Origin of the sequence: Pseudomonas sp. B3(2017) (genome assembly GCF_002113595.1) — a bacterium.
GTDB classification, from domain to species: Bacteria; Pseudomonadota; Gammaproteobacteria; order Pseudomonadales; family Pseudomonadaceae; genus Aquipseudomonas; species Aquipseudomonas ekonensis.
Genome location: NZ_NEIU01000005.1, coordinates 225,856 through 242,373, shown reverse-complemented (window position 1 = coordinate 242,373; position 16,518 = coordinate 225,856). Strand labels below are relative to the sequence as shown.

Annotated in this window: 17 protein-coding genes; 2 read left to right on the top strand and 15 right to left on the bottom strand. The window is 65.2% G+C overall.

Going from position 1 to position 16,518, the window contains the following annotated elements; translation table 11 throughout:
* Window positions 1–165 precede the first annotated feature (165 nt).
* Entirely contained in the window at window positions 166–1,314 is a 1,149-nt protein-coding gene (locus CAG33_RS09945; RefSeq protein WP_085631373.1) for an acyl-CoA dehydrogenase family protein, read from the top strand.
* A gap of 86 nt (window positions 1,315–1,400) precedes the next feature.
* Here CAG33_RS09945 and CAG33_RS09940 read toward each other — a convergent pair whose 3' ends face one another.
* Together CAG33_RS09940 and fnr are read right to left on the bottom strand one after the other, a co-directional pair.
* Window positions 1,401–1,949, bottom strand: a complete 549-nt coding sequence (locus CAG33_RS09940; RefSeq protein WP_085577568.1) for an adenine phosphoribosyltransferase — start codon at window positions 1,947–1,949, stop codon at window positions 1,401–1,403.
* 78 nt (window positions 1,950–2,027) lie between these two features.
* Window positions 2,028–2,762 (bottom strand): fumarate/nitrate reduction transcriptional regulator Fnr, encoded by a 735-nt coding sequence (fnr, locus tag CAG33_RS09935; RefSeq protein ID WP_085577567.1) that lies wholly within the window; start codon window positions 2,760–2,762, stop codon window positions 2,028–2,030.
* Window positions 2,763–2,917: 155 nt separating this feature from the next.
* Between fnr and CAG33_RS09930 the strand changes: the two genes are divergently transcribed.
* On the top strand, window positions 2,918–3,400 hold the full coding sequence (locus tag CAG33_RS09930; RefSeq protein WP_085577566.1) for a hypothetical protein: 483 nt from the start codon (window positions 2,918–2,920) through the stop codon (window positions 3,398–3,400).
* Here CAG33_RS09930 and hemN read toward each other — a convergent pair.
* The 13 genes from hemN to ccoO (CAG33_RS09865) all read right to left on the bottom strand — a co-directional run bounded on the left by hemN (window position 3,397) and on the right by ccoO (CAG33_RS09865) (window position 16,516).
* On the bottom strand, window positions 3,397–4,779 hold the full coding sequence (gene hemN, locus CAG33_RS09925) for an oxygen-independent coproporphyrinogen III oxidase (RefSeq protein ID WP_085577565.1): 1,383 nt from the start codon (window positions 4,777–4,779) through the stop codon (window positions 3,397–3,399). The two genes, CAG33_RS09930 and hemN, sit on opposite strands and share 4 nt — an antisense overlap.
* Before the next feature lie 133 nt (window positions 4,780–4,912).
* Window positions 4,913–5,596 carry a sulfite exporter TauE/SafE family protein gene (locus CAG33_RS09920; RefSeq protein WP_085638181.1) on the bottom strand — a complete coding sequence of 228 codons (684 nt, stop codon included), beginning with the start codon at window positions 5,594–5,596 and terminating at the stop codon, window positions 4,913–4,915.
* Window positions 5,589–5,801 (bottom strand): cbb3-type cytochrome oxidase assembly protein CcoS, encoded by a 213-nt coding sequence (gene ccoS / locus CAG33_RS09915; RefSeq protein WP_085631377.1) that lies wholly within the window; start codon window positions 5,799–5,801, stop codon window positions 5,589–5,591. The genes CAG33_RS09920 and ccoS overlap by 8 nt, the downstream gene beginning before the upstream one ends.
* A 22-nt stretch (window positions 5,802–5,823) precedes the next feature.
* Window positions 5,824–8,274 (bottom strand): heavy metal translocating P-type ATPase, encoded by a 2,451-nt coding sequence (locus tag CAG33_RS09910; protein ID WP_085577562.1) that lies wholly within the window; start codon window positions 8,272–8,274, stop codon window positions 5,824–5,826.
* 123 nt (window positions 8,275–8,397) lie between these two features.
* Window positions 8,398–8,937, bottom strand: coding sequence for a FixH family protein (locus tag CAG33_RS09905; RefSeq protein ID WP_085577883.1), 540 nt, complete (start codon window positions 8,935–8,937; stop codon window positions 8,398–8,400).
* A gap of 11 nt (window positions 8,938–8,948) precedes the next feature.
* Window positions 8,949–10,364, bottom strand: a complete 1,416-nt coding sequence (gene ccoG, locus CAG33_RS09900; RefSeq protein ID WP_085577882.1) for a cytochrome c oxidase accessory protein CcoG — start codon at window positions 10,362–10,364, stop codon at window positions 8,949–8,951.
* Between the two features lie 686 nt (window positions 10,365–11,050).
* Window positions 11,051–12,034, bottom strand: coding sequence for a cytochrome-c oxidase, cbb3-type subunit III (gene ccoP / locus CAG33_RS09895; RefSeq protein ID WP_085577561.1), 984 nt, complete (start codon window positions 12,032–12,034; stop codon window positions 11,051–11,053).
* On the bottom strand, window positions 12,031–12,216 hold the full coding sequence (locus tag CAG33_RS09890) for a CcoQ/FixQ family Cbb3-type cytochrome c oxidase assembly chaperone (RefSeq protein ID WP_003175465.1): 186 nt from the start codon (window positions 12,214–12,216) through the stop codon (window positions 12,031–12,033). Before CAG33_RS09890 ends, ccoP (CAG33_RS09895) begins: the two co-directional genes overlap by 4 nt.
* A gap of 6 nt (window positions 12,217–12,222) precedes the next feature.
* On the bottom strand, window positions 12,223–12,831 hold the full coding sequence (gene ccoO / locus CAG33_RS09885; protein ID WP_085577560.1) for a cytochrome-c oxidase, cbb3-type subunit II: 609 nt from the start codon (window positions 12,829–12,831) through the stop codon (window positions 12,223–12,225).
* The gene (gene ccoN / locus CAG33_RS09880; RefSeq protein WP_085577559.1) at window positions 12,831–14,273 is read right to left on the bottom strand and encodes a cytochrome-c oxidase, cbb3-type subunit I; all 1,443 of its coding nucleotides are present in this window, start codon (window positions 14,271–14,273) and stop codon (window positions 12,831–12,833) included. Before ccoN ends, ccoO (CAG33_RS09885) begins: the two co-directional genes overlap by 1 nt.
* Before the next feature lie 480 nt (window positions 14,274–14,753).
* Complete coding sequence (gene ccoP, locus CAG33_RS09875) at window positions 14,754–15,707, bottom strand: cytochrome-c oxidase, cbb3-type subunit III (protein WP_085638178.1); 954 nt, start codon at window positions 15,705–15,707, stop codon at window positions 14,754–14,756.
* Window positions 15,704–15,904, bottom strand: coding sequence for a cbb3-type cytochrome c oxidase subunit 3 (locus CAG33_RS09870; RefSeq protein WP_085577557.1), 201 nt, complete (start codon window positions 15,902–15,904; stop codon window positions 15,704–15,706). The genes ccoP (CAG33_RS09875) and CAG33_RS09870 overlap by 4 nt, the downstream gene beginning before the upstream one ends.
* Window positions 15,905–15,907: 3 nt before the next feature.
* Window positions 15,908–16,516, bottom strand: coding sequence for a cytochrome-c oxidase, cbb3-type subunit II (gene ccoO / locus CAG33_RS09865; RefSeq protein WP_085577556.1), 609 nt, complete (start codon window positions 16,514–16,516; stop codon window positions 15,908–15,910).
* Between the last annotated feature and the right edge of the window lie 2 nt (window positions 16,517–16,518).

Here is a 16,518-nt window from a genome sequence, read left to right as displayed (position 1 = left end):
CGGTTTCGGCCCCATCGCCAGCAGGCTGGCCCCCACACTATTTCAATGTGGGAGCCAGCCTGCTGGCGATAGAATCCCCTCGATCCTTCTGATACCCACACAATCCTGTTGAAAACCAAGCAAGCGCTCGGTTAACGTCGGCGAACCTTTCCGTGGAGTTCGCCGATGCCCGCCTTCCAGGAATACTTCGACCCCAGCCACCAGATGATCCGCGACAGCGTCAGACGTTTCGTCGAGCGCGAGATCCTGCCCGACATCGATGCGTGGGAAGAAGCCGAAAGCTTCCCCCGTGAGCTGTACCTGAAGGCCGGCGCCGCCGGCATCCTCGGCATCGGCTATCCAGAGGCGCTGGGCGGCAGCCACGAAGGCGACCTGTTCGCCAAGGTCGCCGCCAGCGAAGAATTGATGCGCTGCGGCTCCGGCGGCCTGGTGGCGGGCCTCGGCTCGCTGGACATCGGTTTGCCGCCGATCCTCAAGTGGGCCAGGCCCCACGTGCGTGACCGCGTGGTGCCGGCGGTGCTGCGCGGCGAGAAAATCTGTGCCTTGGCCGTCACCGAGCCCGGCGGAGGATCCGACGTCGCCAACCTGCAGACCCGCGCCGTGCGCGACGGGGACGTCTACCGGGTCAGCGGCAGCAAGACCTTCATCACCAGCGGCGTGCGCGCGGACGTCTACACCGTCGCGGTGCGCACCGGCGCGCCCGGGTTCGGCGGCATCAGCCTGCTGATGATCGAGAAGGGCACGCCGGGTTTCACCGTGGGTCGGCAACTGAAGAAAATGGGCTGGTGGGCGTCGGACACGGCCGAGTTGTTCTTCGACGATTGCCCTGTGCCGGCGGGCAATCTGATCGGGGCCGAAAACATGGGCTTCGCCTGCATCATGGGCAACTTCCAGAGCGAGCGCCTGGCCCTGGCGCTGATGGCCAACATGACCTCGCAGATGGCCCTGGAGGACAGCCTGGCCTGGGCCCGGGAGCGTGAAGCGTTCGGCAAGCCCATCGGCAAGTTCCAGGTGATCCGGCACAAGCTGGCCGAAATGGCCACGGCGCTGGAGGTGTCGCGGGAGTTCACTTACCGGCAGGCGGCGAAGATGGCGGCGGGGCAGAGCGTGATCAAGGAGATCTCCATGGCCAAGAACTTCGCCACGGACACCTCGGAGCGCATCACCACCGAAGCCGTGCAGATCCTCGGCGGCCTGGGCTACATGCGCGAGAGCCGGGTGGAGCGGCTGTACCGGGATAACCGGATCCTGTCCATCGGCGGCGGGACGCGGGAAGTGATGAACGAGATCATCGGCAAGCAGATGGGGCTGTGAGGCTGCGGTGCTGCAACAGGGGGGGAGCACGATCCCCACCCCTGTGGGAGCCAGCCTGCTGGCGCTGACGGCCGAACAGGCGCCGCTTACTTGTCGGTCAGGGCGAACCGGGTCAGGCAGAACGTAGGAATCCCCATGTCCTGCAGACGCTGGGAACCGCCCAGCTCCGGCAGGTCGATGATCGCGGCCGCCTCGTGCACCCGGGCGCCCATGCGGCGGATCAGGTTGGCGGCTGCGATCAGGGTGCCGCCGGTGGCGATCAGGTCATCGAACATCACCACCGAATCGCCTTCGCACAGGCTGTCGGCATGCACTTCCAGGAAGGCTTCGCCGTACTCGGTCGCGTAACCCTCGGCCAGCACGTCGGCCGGCAGCTTGCCCTGTTTGCGGAACAGCACCAGCGGCTTGTTCAGCTGGTAGGCCAGCACCGAACCGATCAGGAACCCGCGTGCGTCCATCGCCCCGATGTGGGTGAAGTCGGCTTCCACGTAGCGGTGGGCGAAACTGTCCATCACCTGGCGCAGGGCGGTCGGGGACTGGAACAGCGGGGTGATGTCGCGAAAGATCACGCCCGGTTTCGGAAAGTCGATCACGGGGCGGATCAGGGATTTGATGTCGAAGGAATCGAAGGGCATCGTCGAGGTGTCCTGGCAGGGCTGCAAACGGCGCAGTATACCCGCGGCTGAAACGGTTCGCTCGGCCGCGGGTCGAGATCAGCCTTCGATGGAGCCGCCGGCCAGCGCGCACAGCTGGATCGGGTCGAGGATGTGGATTTCCTTGCCTTCGGCGGCGATCAGCTCGTTCTGCTGGAAGCGGGTGAAGACCCGGGACACGGTTTCCACCGCCAGGCCCAGGTAGTTGCCGATCTCGTTGCGCGACATGCTCAGGCGGAACTGGTTGGCCGAGAAGCCGCGGGCGCGGAAGCGGGCGGACAGGTTGACCAGGAACGTGGCGATGCGCTCGTCGGCGGTCTTCTTCGACAGCAGCAGCATCATCTGCTGGTCGTCGCGGATCTCGCGGCTCATCACCCGCATCAGTTGGCGGCGCAGCTGCGGCAGTTGCAGGGCCAGTTCGTCGAGGCGCTCGAACGGGATCTCGCAGACCGACGTGGTCTCCAGGGCCTGGGCGGACACCGGGTGCTTCTCGGTGTCCATGCCGGACAGGCCGACCAGTTCGCTGGGCAGATGGAAGCCGGTCAGTTGCTCCTCGCCGGTGTCGCTCAGGCTGAAGGTCTTGAGGGCGCCGGAGCGTACTGCAAAGACGGAATCGAACACGTCGCCCTGGCGGAACAGGAACTCGCCCTTTTTCAGCGGACGGCCGCGTTTGACGATTTCGTCCAGCGCATCCATGTCTTCCAGATTCAGAGAAAGTGGCAGGCAGAGAGGGGCCAGGCTGCAGTCCTTGCAATGGGCCTGGTTGTGAGCGCGCAGTTTAACTGGCTCGGACATTTCTTTGATCCTTGTGGGAAAACACACATAAGGCGTAAGGGTAACTCAGCACAGGACATTCAGGCCAGCCTGTGGCGAGACGGCCCCAGGGATGTAAAGCCCACGGGGCTGTGGCCGATAACCTGCTATCAGAAGGCATGCAAGGAACCGTTCCGATGGCCGCCATTGGCACGTTGAACCCCGGCAGCAGCGGTGTTGTGCCGTTGCCGGAAGGTGTTAGAGACTCCGCCGGCGCCGAGCCGGAAACCGTATCGGCGCTGTCGGCAACCCCGACCTTGGTCGAGAGCGTCAAAGTGTCGCTGTCCGGCGAGGCCTTGGAGAAGTCCGCCGGTTTCGGCGGCGACAACCATGACATCGAAGGCAGCGACTTGCCGGAGAACGTCCAGCAGTTGCTCAAGATGATCCGCAAGTTTCGGCAGCAGATCACCGAGAAGAACGCGCGCATCAACGCCGTGATGGCCGACAAGACCCTCTCCAACGAAGAGCGGACGGCCAAGATCGCCGCACTCAAGAGCGCCATCTCCGCCCTCAACACTGGCCTGATCACGGCCAACCTGTCCCTCGCCAAGGTTGTGGATCAATCGGGCCTGACCTCGGAGCAGAACATGAAGACCGCCTCGCTGCTGACGAAGGACTAGATCACCCGGGAAAAGCGCTGGCGGTTCTGCTGCTCAAGGTAGGCGTCGAACACCATGCACACCGAGCGCACCAGCAAGCGTCCTGCAGGCAGTACGTTGATCCGTTCGCTGTCCAACTCGATCAGGCCGTCCCGGGCCATGTCCTGCAGTTGCGGCCAGAGCGCGCCGAAGTAGCCTTGGAAGTCGATGTTGAAGGCGCGTTCGATGTCGGCGAAGTCCAGGCTGAAATTGCAGATCAACTGCTGGATCACCGCCCGGCGCAGACGGTCGTCGGCGTTGCAGACCAGGCCGCGGCTGGTGGCCAGCTGGGCCCCGGCCAGGGTGTTCTGGTACTGGTTCAGGTCGCTGCTGTTCTGGCAGTACAGATCGCCCACCTGGCTGATCGCCGACACGCCAAGGCCGATCAGGTCGCAATGGCCGTGGGTGGTGTAGCCCTGAAAGTTGCGTTGCAGGGTCGACTCTTCCTGGGCCACCGCCAGTTCGTCGTCGGGCAGGGCGAAATGGTCCATGCCGATGTAGCGGTAACCGGCGGCGGTCAGTTGCTCGATGCTGCGTTGCAGCATCTCCAGCTTCTGCGCCGGGCTCGGCAGCTCGTTGCCGTTGATCCGCCGCTGCGGCATGAAGCGTTCCGGCAGGTGCGCGTAGTTGAACACCGAGAGCCGGTCCGGTTGCAGGTGGATGACTTCCTCGACGGTGCGGGCGAAGTTGTCCGGGGTCTGCTTCGGCAGGCCGTAGATCAGGTCGATGTTGATCGAGCGAAACTGCAGGGTGCGTGCCGCATCGATCACCGCACGGGTTTCCTCCAGGCTCTGCAGGCGGTTGACCGCCCGCTGCACGGCGGGGTCGAGGTCCTGCAACCCGATGCTGACCCGGTTGAAGCCCAGTTCGCGCAGAAGGCCCATGGTCGACCAGTCGGCTTCGCGGGGATCGATCTCGATGCCGTAGTCGCCGGAATCGTCGTCCAGCAGGTTGAAGTGCTTGCGCAGGTGCGCCATCAGTTGGCGCAGCTCGTCATGGCTGAGGAAGGTCGGGGTGCCGCCGCCGAAGTGCAGCTGCTCGACCTTCTGCGCAGGATCCAGGTGGCAGGCGATCAGCTGGATTTCCTGCTCCAGGCGTTGCAGGTAGGGCAGCGCGCGGCCGCGGTCCTTGGTGATGACTTTGTTGCAGGCGCAGTAGTAGCAGATGTTCGCGCAGAACGGCACGTGCACATACAGCGACAACGGGCGCAGGGCCTTGCGGCTGTCGCGCAGGGCGTGGAACAGGTCGAAGGTGCCGACCTGGCTGTTGAATTGCACGGCCGTCGGGTACGAGGTGTAGCGCGGCCCCGCCAGGTCGTAGCGGCGGATCAAATCGGTGTCCCAACGAATGGCGTCGAGCATGCGGGCATTCCCCCGGATAGGCTGGCAGTGTCGGCGAGTCTAGGGGAGACGGCGAGGGGGCATCTTGATTTGCATCAAGGCCGGTCGGCGGGCCGGCCTGGAACCTGTGGCGAGGGGGCAAGCCCCTTGCCACTCAGTGGCCCATCAGCCAATGCTGATGCGGTCCGGGCAGGGTCCACAGGCCGAACAGCAGCACCAGCACACCGCCCGCCACACGTACGCTGCGCTGGCGCAGCAGCGCCGTGACCCGCTCGGCGGCCAGCCCGGTGGCCAGCAGCACGGGCCAGGTGCCGAGCCCGAAGGCGAGCATCAGCAGCGCGCTGTCCAGCGCATTGCCTTGGCTGGCCGACCACAGCAGGGTGCTGTAGACCAGCCCGCAGGGCAGCCAGCCCCACAGCGCCCCGAGCAGCAGGGCGCGGGGCAGGCTCGACACCGGCAGCAACCGGTTGGCCACAGGCTGGATATGGCGCCACAGCCCGCGGCCGAGGCTTTCGATGCGAGTCAGGCCGCTCCACCACCCGGCCAGGTACAGCCCCATGGCGATCAGCAGCAGCCCGGCCAGCACCCGCATGAACAGCGCGGCGGGGCTGTTGGCCACGGCCCAGCCCGCGAGGCCGATCAGCAGGCCGGCGGCGGCGTAGCTCAGGATGCGCCCCAGGTTATAGGCCAGCAGCAGGCGAAAGCGCCGGCTGCGCTGTTCCTTGGGGCTTGCCAGGGTCAAGGCGCCCATCAGGCCGCCGCACATCCCCAGGCAATGCCCGCCGCCCAGCAGGCCGAGGATCAGCGCAGACACCAGCAGCGGCGCAAGCTCAAGCATGGGGCGGCGCCTTGTCGTCCGGCGGGGTCGCCTTGGCTTCGTCCACCGCGGCGGTGTGGTTCGGGTCCTGGTCGTCGAACAGGATGCTGTGGGCCGGGCCGTCGAGGTCGTCGTACTGGCCGCTGTCCACCGCCCAGAAGAAGATGTACACGGCGATGGCCACGATCAGCAGCGCGGCCGGGATCATTACGTAAAGAGCTGGCATCTGTACTCCATGCCCGCGCGGCTCAGGCCGGCAGCGGGCGGGTTTCTGACGTGGCGTGGACGGCCGGCGCGCCCGGCAGGCGGGTCAGGCGCAGGGCGTTGAGCACCACGGTCAGCGAACTGATCGACATGCCGACCGCCGCCCACACCGGGGTGATCCAGCCGAGGGCGGCGAACGGCAACATGAGGCCATTGTACAGCGCGGCCCACAGCAGGTTCTCGATGATCACCCGGCGTGTGCGGCGGGCCAGGGTGAAGGCCTGCACCAAGGCGTCCAGACGGTTGGAGAGCAGCACCGCGTCGGCGCTGGTCTTGGCCAAGTCCGTGGCCGAGCCCATGGCCACGCTGATGTCGGCGGCGGCCAGCACCGGCACGTCGTTGACCCCGTCGCCGAGCATCAGCACCTTGCGGCCTTCCTTGTGCAACTGCTGCAGCACCTGCAGCTTGTCGTCCGGGCGCAGGCCGCCGCGGGCCTCGTCGATGCCCAGCTCGGCGGCTACGCCGGCGACCATCGGCGAACTGTCGCCGGACAGCAGCAGCGTGCGCCAGCCCCGCGCCTTGCACGCGGCCAGCAAGGCCGGCGCATCGGCGCGCAGGCGGTCGTCGAGGACAAACCAGGCCAGCGGGCCTTGGGTGTCGCCCAGCAGCAGCCATTGGCCGGGCTCGTCCGGCATCGGCGGCACGCCGGCGCCGCTCAGGCCGCAGACGAAACCGGCCTGGCCGATCCGCAGCCGCTGTTCGCCGACCCGGCCTTCAAGGCCCAGCCCCGGCAGGCTGTGGACTTCCTCGGCGGCCAGCGGGGCGCGGCCGAAGGCCCGGGCGATCGGGTGTTCCGAGCGGTTCTCCAGGGCAGCGGCGAGGCTCAGGCAACGGTCGCCGTCCAGCGCGCCGAGAGGACGCACCGCGCGCAGCATCAGGCGTCCCTCGGTGAGGGTGCCGGTCTTGTCGAAGATCACCGTGTCGATCTGGTTGAGGCCTTCGAGCACATGGCCGCGGGTCAGCAGCAGGCCGAGCTTGTGCAGGGTGCCGGTGGCGGCGGTGAGCGCGGTCGGCGTGGCCAGGGACAGCGCGCAGGGGCAGGTGGCGACGAGCATCGCCAGCACGATCCAGAAGGCCCGCGACGCGTCCAGTTCCCACCACAGCAAGCCGATGGCGGCTGCGGCGATCAACGACAGCAGCAGGAACCATTGGGCGGCGCGGTCGGCGATTTCCGCCAGCCGGGGCTTTTCGGCCTGGGCGCGGTCGAGCAGGCGGACGATGGCCGACAGCCGGGTGTCCTGGCCCAGGGCCTGCACCTGCACGGTCAGCGCGCCTTCGACATTGAGGGTGCCGGCGGTGACCGCGTCGCCCACGCTGCGCGCCTGCGGCAGGTATTCGCCGGTCAGCAGCGACTCGTCGACGCTGGAGCGGCCGTCCAGGATCCTGCCGTCCGCCGGCAGGACTGCGCCGGGCGGCACCAGCACATGGTCGCCCAGGCACAGTTCGCTGAGCAGGATGCGCTCGCTCTGCCCGGCGGCGTCGAGCCGCAGGCACGAGGCCGGCAGCAGGTTCACCAGTTGCGCGGTGGCGGCGGCGGTGCGTTCCCGGGCGCGGCGCTCCAGGTAGCGTCCGGCGAGCAGGAACAGGGCGAACATGCCCACCGCATCGAAATACAGTTCGCCGACCCCGGTGATCGAGGTCCAGATCCCGGCGACGTAGGCCGCGCCGATGGCCAGCGACACCGAGACGTCCATGGTCAGGTGGCGGGTGCGCAGGTCGCGCATGGCGCCCTTGAAGAACGGCGCGCAGCTGTAGAACACGATGGGCGTGGTGAGGAACAGCGCGACCCAGCGCAGGATGGTGTGCAGCTCGGGGCTCAGGTCGATGTTGAACTCCGGCCAGGTGGCCATCGTCGCCATCATGGCCTGGAACCACAGCAGGCCGGCGACGCCGAGCTGACGCAGGGCCCGGCGGTTTTCGCCGGCCAACTGCTCGCTGGCGCGATCGGGCTGGTACGGGTGCGCGGCGTAGCCGATCTGGCGCAGTTCGGCGAGGATCCGGCTCAGCGGCAGTTGCGCGTCGGCCCAGCGCACGTGCAGGCGATGGTTGGACAGGTTCAGGCGTGCCTCGGCCACGGCCGGCAGCGTGCGCAGGTGTTTCTCGATCAGCCAGCCGCAGGCGGCGCAGCTGATGCCTTCCATCAGCAGCGTGGTTTCGGCCAGCTCGCCTTCGTGGCGCACGAACGGTTGCTGCACGTCGGCGCGGTCGTACAGCGCCAGTTCATCCACCAGTTGCACCGGCAGCGCCTCGGGGTTGGCCGAGGCTTCGCTGCGGTGCCGGTAGTAGCTGTCCAGGCCGCCGGCGACGATGGCTTCGGCCACGGCCTGGCAGCCGGGGCAGCAGAACTCGCGGGGCTCCCCGAGCACGACGGCGGTGAAGCGGCTGCCGGGCGGGACGGGCAGGGCGCAGTGGTAGCAGGGGAGTGGGGTGGTCATCAGGTGGAGTCTTTCATGTCCGGGAGGGCCTCATCGCGAGCAGGCCCGCTCCCACAGGTTCTGTGAACGCCGCAGATCCGGTGTGGGAGCGGGGCTGCCCGCGAATGCACTTCGTGCAGCCTTTTACTTGTCCAGGTCTTCCGCGCCTTGCAGCGGCTCGTCGCCCAGCAGCAGGTCCTTGTCGTGGCTGACCAGCTCTTCTTCGAACATGCGCCAGACGTGGTCGTCCTGGCTGCCGAGCAGCTCGACGAACCGGCGTCCTTCGATCTTGTCCGCCAGTTGGCCGATGTAGCGGCCGTTCTCGGCCTCGCTGCGGGTCAGGACGATCTTGCGGTCCTTTTCCGGCTGGGTCGGCGAGATCAGGTTCAGCTCCAGGGTCTTGGGTTGGCTGTTGCCGCTCAGGCGCAGGTCGACCTCGCCGGTGACGCCGTCCAGGTGCACGCTGGCGCGCAGGTTCAGGGTCTGGGCCAGCAGTTCGCGGTCCAGCGAACGGTTGATGCCTTTGCCGGCCTCGTAGTAGTTGTCGTTGACCAGGTTGTCCGGGTGGTTCACCGCAATGGTCACCATGGACAGGGTCAGGGTCACCGAGCAGGCCAGGATCCCGATGATGATCCAGGGCCAGAGGTGCTTGTACCATGGGTTTGCGGCAGTGGCTGCGGGCATGTTCACTTCTCTCAACGGTTTTGTGGGCCGATGAATCGGCTCTTGGCTTCAACGTGGACGCTGTCGTCATCGGCGTCCTTGAGGATGAATTTCACCTCGTTGGTGCTCGACGGCAGTTGCTCCGGTGCGCTCGACAGCTCGACCGGCATGCTGAAGATTTCGCCGGCAGGCACCTTGATCTCGCGCTTGCCCTGCAGGCGCAGGTCCGGCAAGCCGGCGGCCTCCAGCACGTAGGTGTGGTCGCGCTGGTCCTTGTTCATGATCTTCAGGCTGTAGACGTTCTCGATCCGGCCTTCGGCGTTCTCGCGGTACAGCACGCGGTCCTTGCTGACGTCGAACCCGACCAGCGAGCGCATCAAGAACGCGGTCACCAGCAGGCTGATCATGGCCAGCAGCACCACGGCGTAGCCGATCAGGCGCGGACGCAGCTTGTGGGTCTTCTGTCCGGACAGGTTGTGCTCGGTGGTGTAGCTGATCAGGCCGCGCGGATAGTCCATCTTGTCCATGATGCTGTCGCAGGCGTCGATGCACGCGGCGCAGCCGATGCATTCGATCTGCAGGCCGTCGCGGATGTCGATGCCGGTCGGGCAGACCTGGACGCACATGGTGCAGTCGATGCAGTCGCCCAGGCCCTGGGCCTTGTAGTCCGTGCCTTTCTTGCGCGGGCCGCGGGTTTCGCCCCGGCGCGGGTCGTAGGAGACGATCAGGGTGTCCTTGTCGAACATCACGCTCTGGAAGCGGGCGTACGGGCACATGTAGATGCACACCTGCTCGCGCAGCCAGCCGGCGTTGCCGTAGGTGGCGAGGGTGAAGAACCCCACCCAGAAGTACGACCAGCCGTCGGCCTGGCCGGTGAAGAACTCGAACACCAGTTCGCGGATCGGCGAGAAGTAGCCGACGAAGGTCATGCCGGTGACGAAGCCGATCAGCAGCCACAGCGCATGCTTGGCGAACTTGCGCAGGAACTTGTTGGCGCTCATGGGCGCCTTGTCCAGCTTGATGCGCTGGTTGCGGTCGCCTTCGGTGACTTTCTCGCACCACATGAAGATCCACGTCCACACGCTTTGCGGGCAGGTGTAGCCGCACCAGACGCGGCCGGCGTACACGGTGATGAAGAACAGGCCGAACGCGGCGATGATCAGCATGCCCGACAGCAGGATGAAGTCCTGGGGCCAGAAGGTTGCGCCGAAGATGAAGAACTTGCGCTCCGGCAGGTTCCACCACACGGCCTGATGGCCGCCCCAGTCGAGCCAGACTGTGCCGAAGTACAGCAGGAACAGCACGGTGCCGCCCATCATCCGCAGGTTGCGGAACAGGCCGGTGAAGGCGCGGGTGTAGATCTTTTCTCGTGAGGCGTAAAGGTCGACGCTGGTGCTTGCGTTCTTGTTGGGGGGCGTGACGTCGTGTACCGGAATCTGGTTGCTCATCATTGCATCCCACGGCAGTGGAAAAATGCCTCGGTCGATGCGTGCCGACCGGGGTCAGAAAGGGGTGTTGCAGTGGCGCAATGATACGCCTGTCGCTCTGGCTCAAGGGTGCGACCTTTGGTCGCGTTGGGGAAAAATCTTGAATGGTGTAGCGAATGCAGCAAAGCATGATGCAGGTCAATTGACTATAGACGATTACGTCTGTCGACCTGGCGGTTGCCGGTGGAGCGCAGCACAGGTGCCGCGCTCCGTTGATCCCTGGAGTGATCAAGGAAGGTGACCGCCTCCCAGGCTGTCGAGCCCGCTGTTGCGGGGTTTCTTGCGGGGAGGCTTTCGGGGTCCGTCGCTGTGTGCCCGGAAGGAAAGGGCGCCGAACTCCACCTTCGCCTCGATCAGGGGCGCAGGCCCTGGGTTCGGGATGTCGGTGTCTGCCGTTGAGGGTGTCTTGCGTCGGGTCATCGAGTTGCTTCCTTGCAGCTTGATTGGTGGGTGTCGAATGTGGGTGCCGGCCCGCCATACGGGGACGGAAACTATCGTCTTAGCCGGTTCGGGCCCAATCAATTTGGGTTGCGAAATGTAAGGGGATTGCAGGCTGGCGAGCGCGCCACCCAGCGGTGACGGCCGCCTGGAACGAAAAAGCCCCGCCAGGGATCTGGCGGGGCTTTTTGTTGCAGCATGCGTCGGGATTACTCGGCCTGAGTTTCCGGCGCCTTTTCACCGTGGGACAGGCTGTAGACGTAGGCGGCCAGCAGGTGCACCTTGTCGTTGCCTTGCAGCTGTTCCTGGGCAGGCATCTGGCCCTGGCGGCCGTAGCGGATGGTCTGCTGCAGCTGGGCGAAGCTCGAACCGTAGATGAACGCCGCCGGGTGGGTCAGGTTGGGCGCGCCCATGGCAGGGGTGCCTTTGCCTTCCGGACCGTGGCAGGCCACGCAGTTGGCGGCGAACAGCTTCTGGCCGTTGGCCGGGTCGGCCTTGGTGCCTTCAGGCAGCTTGCGCCCGTCGAGGTTGGTCAGCACGAACGCGGCCACGTCGGCCACGCCTTGCTCGCCGATCACGTCGGCCCAGGCCGGCATCACCGCGTGGCGACCGCCCATGATGGTGGTCTTGATGGTTTCCGGCTCGCCGCCCCAGCGCCAGTCGGCGTCGGTCAGGTTCGGGAAGCCGTAGGCGCCCTTGGCGTCGGAGCCGTGGCAGACCGAGCAGTTGGAGGCGAACAGGCGGCCGCCCATCTTCAGGGCCTGGGGATCCTTGGCCACTTCTTCGATCGGCATGGCGGCGAACTTGGCGAAGATCGGACCGAACTTGGCGTCCGAACGGGCCATTTCCTTCTCCCATTCGTGCACGCCGGTCCAGCCGGTCTGGCCGTTGGCGAACGCGGTCTGCTTCTCGGTGTCGAGGTAGTTGTAGCCCGGCAGCAGGCCTTTCCAGTTGCCCAGGCCCGGGTACAGCACCAGGTAGCCCAGGGCGAAGACGATGGTGCCCACGAACAGCATGAACCACCATTTGGGCAGGGGGTTGTCGTACTCTTCGATCCCGTCGAAAGAGTGGCCGACGGTCTCGTCGGTCTGCTCGGCGCGCTGGCCCTTGCGGGTCGACAGCAACAGCCAGGTCAGGGAAAAGATCGTACCGAGACTGAGGACTGTGACGTACAGACTCCAGAATGTAGTCATTCTTTGTTACTCCTAGAAGCTTGCTCGACGTGCTTGATGGCTTCGGGATCATCCGCAAAAGGCAGCAAGGTCGCGTCTTCGAACTCTGACTTGCGCTTGGGGCTGAACACCCACAGCGCCAGACCGATGAAAGCCACCATTACGACAACGGTGCCCAGGCCGCGAATCATCCCGATATCCATGAAGAATCACCGTTTGCTTTTGATGATGGTGCCCAGGCCTTGCAGATAGGCCACCAGCGCGTCCATTTCGGTCTTGCCTTTTACGGCATCCTTCGCACCGGCGATGTCTTCGTCGGTGTAAGGGACGCCGAGCGAGCGCAGGACCTCCATTTTCTTGGCAGTGTCTTTGCCGTCGAGCTTGTTTTCCACGAGGAACGGGTAAGCCGGCATCTTCGACTCGGGGACGACGTTGCGCGGGTTGTACAGGTGCGCACGCTGCCAGTCGTCGGAGTAGCGGCCGCCGACGCGGGCCAGGTCCGGGCCGGTGCGCTTGGAGCCCCACAGGAACGGGTGGTCCCAGACGCTTTCGCCGGCGACGGAGTAGTGGCCGTAACGTTCGGTTTCGGCGCGGAACGGACGGATCATCTGCGAGTGGCAGCCGACGCATCCGTTGGCGATGTAGACGTCGCGGCCTTCCAGTTCAAGGGCGGTGCGCGGCTTCATGCCTTCGACCGGCTTGTTGGTGACATCCTGGAAAAACAGCGGGACGATCTGGGTCAGGCCGCCGACGCTGACGGCGATGACCATGAAGAAGGCCAGCAGGCCAATGTTCTTCTCAACGGCTTCATGCTTCATCAGTGAGCTCCAACGACAGCGATCTTGGCGGCGGCTTCGGCTTCAGCCGGGTTCGAGGCGCGCACGGTGCGCCATACGTTGTACGCCATCAGCAGCATGCCGCTGGCGAAGAACGCACCGCCCAGGGCGCGGACGATGAAGCCCGGATGGCTGGCCTGCAGCGCTTCGACGAACGAGTAGGTGAGGGTGCCGTCGTCGTTGATCGCACGCCACATCAGGCCTTGGGTGATGCCGTTGACCCACATCGAGGCGATGTACAGCACGGTGCCGATGGTGGCGAGCCAGAAGTGCGCGTTGATCAGGCCGGTGCTGTGCATCTGCGCGCGGCCGAACAGTTTCGGGATCATGTGGTAGATCGCGCCGATGGAGATCATCGCCACCCAGCCGAGGGCGCCGGCGTGCACGTGGCCGATGGTCCAGTCGGTGTAGTGGGAGAGCGAGTTGACGGTCTTGATGGCCATCATCGGGCCTTCGAAGGTCGACATGCCGTAGAACGCCAGGGAGACCACGAGGAAGCGCAGGATCGGGTCGGTGCGCAGCTTATGCCAGGCGCCCGACAGGGTCATCATGCCGTTGATCATGCCGCCCCAGCTCGGGGCCAGCAGGATGATCGACATCGCCATGCCCAGCGATTGTGCCCAATCCGGCAGCGCGGTGTAGTGCAGGTGGTGGGGACCTGCCCAGATATACAGGGTGATCAGGGCCCAGAAATGCACGATGGACAGGCGATAGGAGTAGATCGGACGCTCGGCCTGCTTCGGCACGAAGTAGTACATCATCCCCAGGAAGCCGGTGGTCAGGAAGAAGCCCACGGCGTTGTGGCCGTACCACCACTGGATCATCGCGTCGGTCGCGCCGGAGTAGGCGGAGTAGGACTTGAACAGGCTGACCGGCAGCGACATGTGGTTGACGATGTGCAGCATCGCGGTCACGACGATGAATGCGCCGTAGAACCAGTTGCCCACGTAGATGTGCTTGGTCTTGCGCTTGGTGATGGTGCCGAAGAACACCAGACCGTAGGTGACCCAGACAATGGCCAGCAGAATGGCCAGCGGCCACTCCAGTTCAGCGTATTCCTTGGTGGTGGTGAAACCCATCGGCAAGGTAATGATCGCGCCGACGATCACCGCTTGCCAGCCCCAGAAGGTGAAGGCCGCGAGGCTGTCGGAAATCAGTCGCGTCTGGCAGGTTCGCTGCACGACATAGTAGGAAGTGGCAAACAGTGCACACCCGCCGAAGGCAAAAATCACCAGGTTTGTGTGCAACGGGCGAAGGCGTCCAAAGCTCGTCCACGGCAGACCGAAGTTCAGTTCCGGCCAGACCAGTTGCGAGGCGATGAAGACACCGAGCCCCATGCCAAGGATCCCCCAGACCACCGTCATGATGGCGAACTGGCGGACTACCTTATAGTTATAAGCAGTCGGACTGATTGCTGTGCTCATTCTAAGGTTCCACGGTTTGGGTGTTTTATTAGGATTGAAATCGGCCGCAAGTATGGAGAAAGCAGGGGGTCAATGCAACGCGCCATGACCTGGGTCAATGCTTTCCAACGCTGATTCTGCGGCCTTTCCATGTTCCGCGTAGGGACAAAATCACCCTCGGGAAAAATGTCCCGGCGGAGCGGAAAAGTGATCGGTCCAGAGCACCTGTAACGGGGTGTGTTCAAAAGCCCGGTTCGGGCGACGGACGGCATTCGGCACGACAGCCGGTATTCACCGGCGCTTGCGGCCATCCCGTCAGCCGATTCGTCGAACACATCCGTTGGGGTCGACCTGGAACCGGCACGGACCGGTCCGCATCGAGCAAGCGTAGTCGTGAATCCGGGGATTCGAAAGGCAGGCGCCAGACAGGGTGCGACAATGGGTCGCAAAGGGGAAGGGAACTGCCGCATCCGGACGGAGGCGGCAGTGGAGGGGCAGGGACTACTCTTTTTTGCCTTCGGCTTGCAGGTTCTCTGTATTCAGTTTGTGCGACAGGCTGTACACATAAGCGGCCACTAACTGCACTTTATCGTTGCCGAGCAGTTCGCTCTGTGCCGGCATGTGGCCCTGGCGGCCATGGCGGATGGTCTGCTCCAGTTGGGTCAGGCCGGTGCCGTAGATGAAGCCGGCCGGGTGCGTCAGGTTCGGCGCGCCCATGGCTTCGGTGCCCTGGCCGTTGGCCCCGTGGCAGGCGACACAGGTGGTGCTGAACGCTTGCTGCCCGGCCTGCAGGTCGGCCTTGCTGTCCGCCGGCAGCGGCAGGCCGGCCAGGCTATGGCGCACGTACGCAGCGACGTTCTTCACGCCGGCCTCGCCCAGCACTTCGCCCCAGGCCGGCATCGCCGCCATCCGCCCGCCCATGATGGTGGCCTTGATGGTGTCGGCGCTGCCGCCCCAGCGCCAGTCGCTGTCGGTCAGGTTGGGGAAGCCGAAAGCGCCCTTGGCGTCGGAGCCGTGGCACACCGAGCAGTTGGAGGCGAACAGGCGGCCGCCCATCTTCAGCGCCTGGGGATCCTTCGCCACTTCTTCCACCGGCATCGCCGCGAACTTGGCGAAGATCGGCCCGAACTTGGCGTCGGCCTTGGCCATTTCCTTTTCCCACTCATGCTCGCCGGTCCAGCCGTTCTCGTAGCCGGGCAGGATGCCTTTCCAGTTGCCCAGGCCCGGATACAGGATCAGGTAGCCCACGGAAAACACCAGGGTGCCGGCGAACAGCATGAACCACCACTGAGGCAGCGGGTTGTCGTACTCCTCGATGCCGTCGAAGCTGTGGCCCATGGTCTGGTCGACGCTGCCTTTGGTCTCGCCCCGGCGGGTGCCGACCAGCAGCCAGGTCAGGCCGATCAGGCTGCCGATGGTCAGTACGCAGATCCACGTACTCCAGAAGGTGGTCATGGCCGGGTACTCCTTGTTGGTGCAGATTCTTGGGGGGTGTCGGGTTGCGGCTCGTCGGCGAACGGCAGCAGGCGCGCTTCGGCGAATTCCGGCTGGCGCTTGCCGTTGAACACCCATAGGGTCAGGCCGACGAAGGCCACGAACACGACAACGGTGCCCAGGCCGCGGATCAGCCCTGTGCTCATTTCAATGACCATGGCTCACCTCTTGCTCTTGATCGCAGTGCCGAGCACTTGCAGGTAGGAGACGAGGGCGTCCATTTCGGTCTTGCCCTTGAGGCTGGCCACCGCGCCGCCGATGTCGTCGTCGGTGTACGGCACGCCGAGGGTGCGCATGGCCTTGAGCTTGGTTTCGGTGTGGCTGCTGTCGACCGCCTGGGTCACCAGCCACGGGTAGGCCGGCATCTTCGACTCCGGCACCACGTTGCGCGGGTTGTACAGGTGCGCGCGGTGCCAGTCGTCGGAGTAGCGGCCGCCGACGCGGGCCAGGTCCGGGCCGGTGCGCTTGGAGCCCCACAGGAACGGGTGATCCCACACGCTTTCGCCGGCTACCGAGTAGTGGCCGTAGCGTTCGGTCTCGGCGCGGAACGGACGGACCATCTGCGAGTGGCAGCCCACGCACCCTTCGCGGATGTAGATGTCGCGGCCTTCCAGCTGCAGCGCGGTGTAGGGCTTCATGCCTTCGACCGGCTTGTTGGTCACGTCCTGGAAGAACAGCGGGACGATCTGGGTCAGGCCGCCGATGCTCACGGCGAACACCATCAGCAGCATCAGGAGGCCGACGTTCTTTTCAATCGTTTCGTGTTTCATGG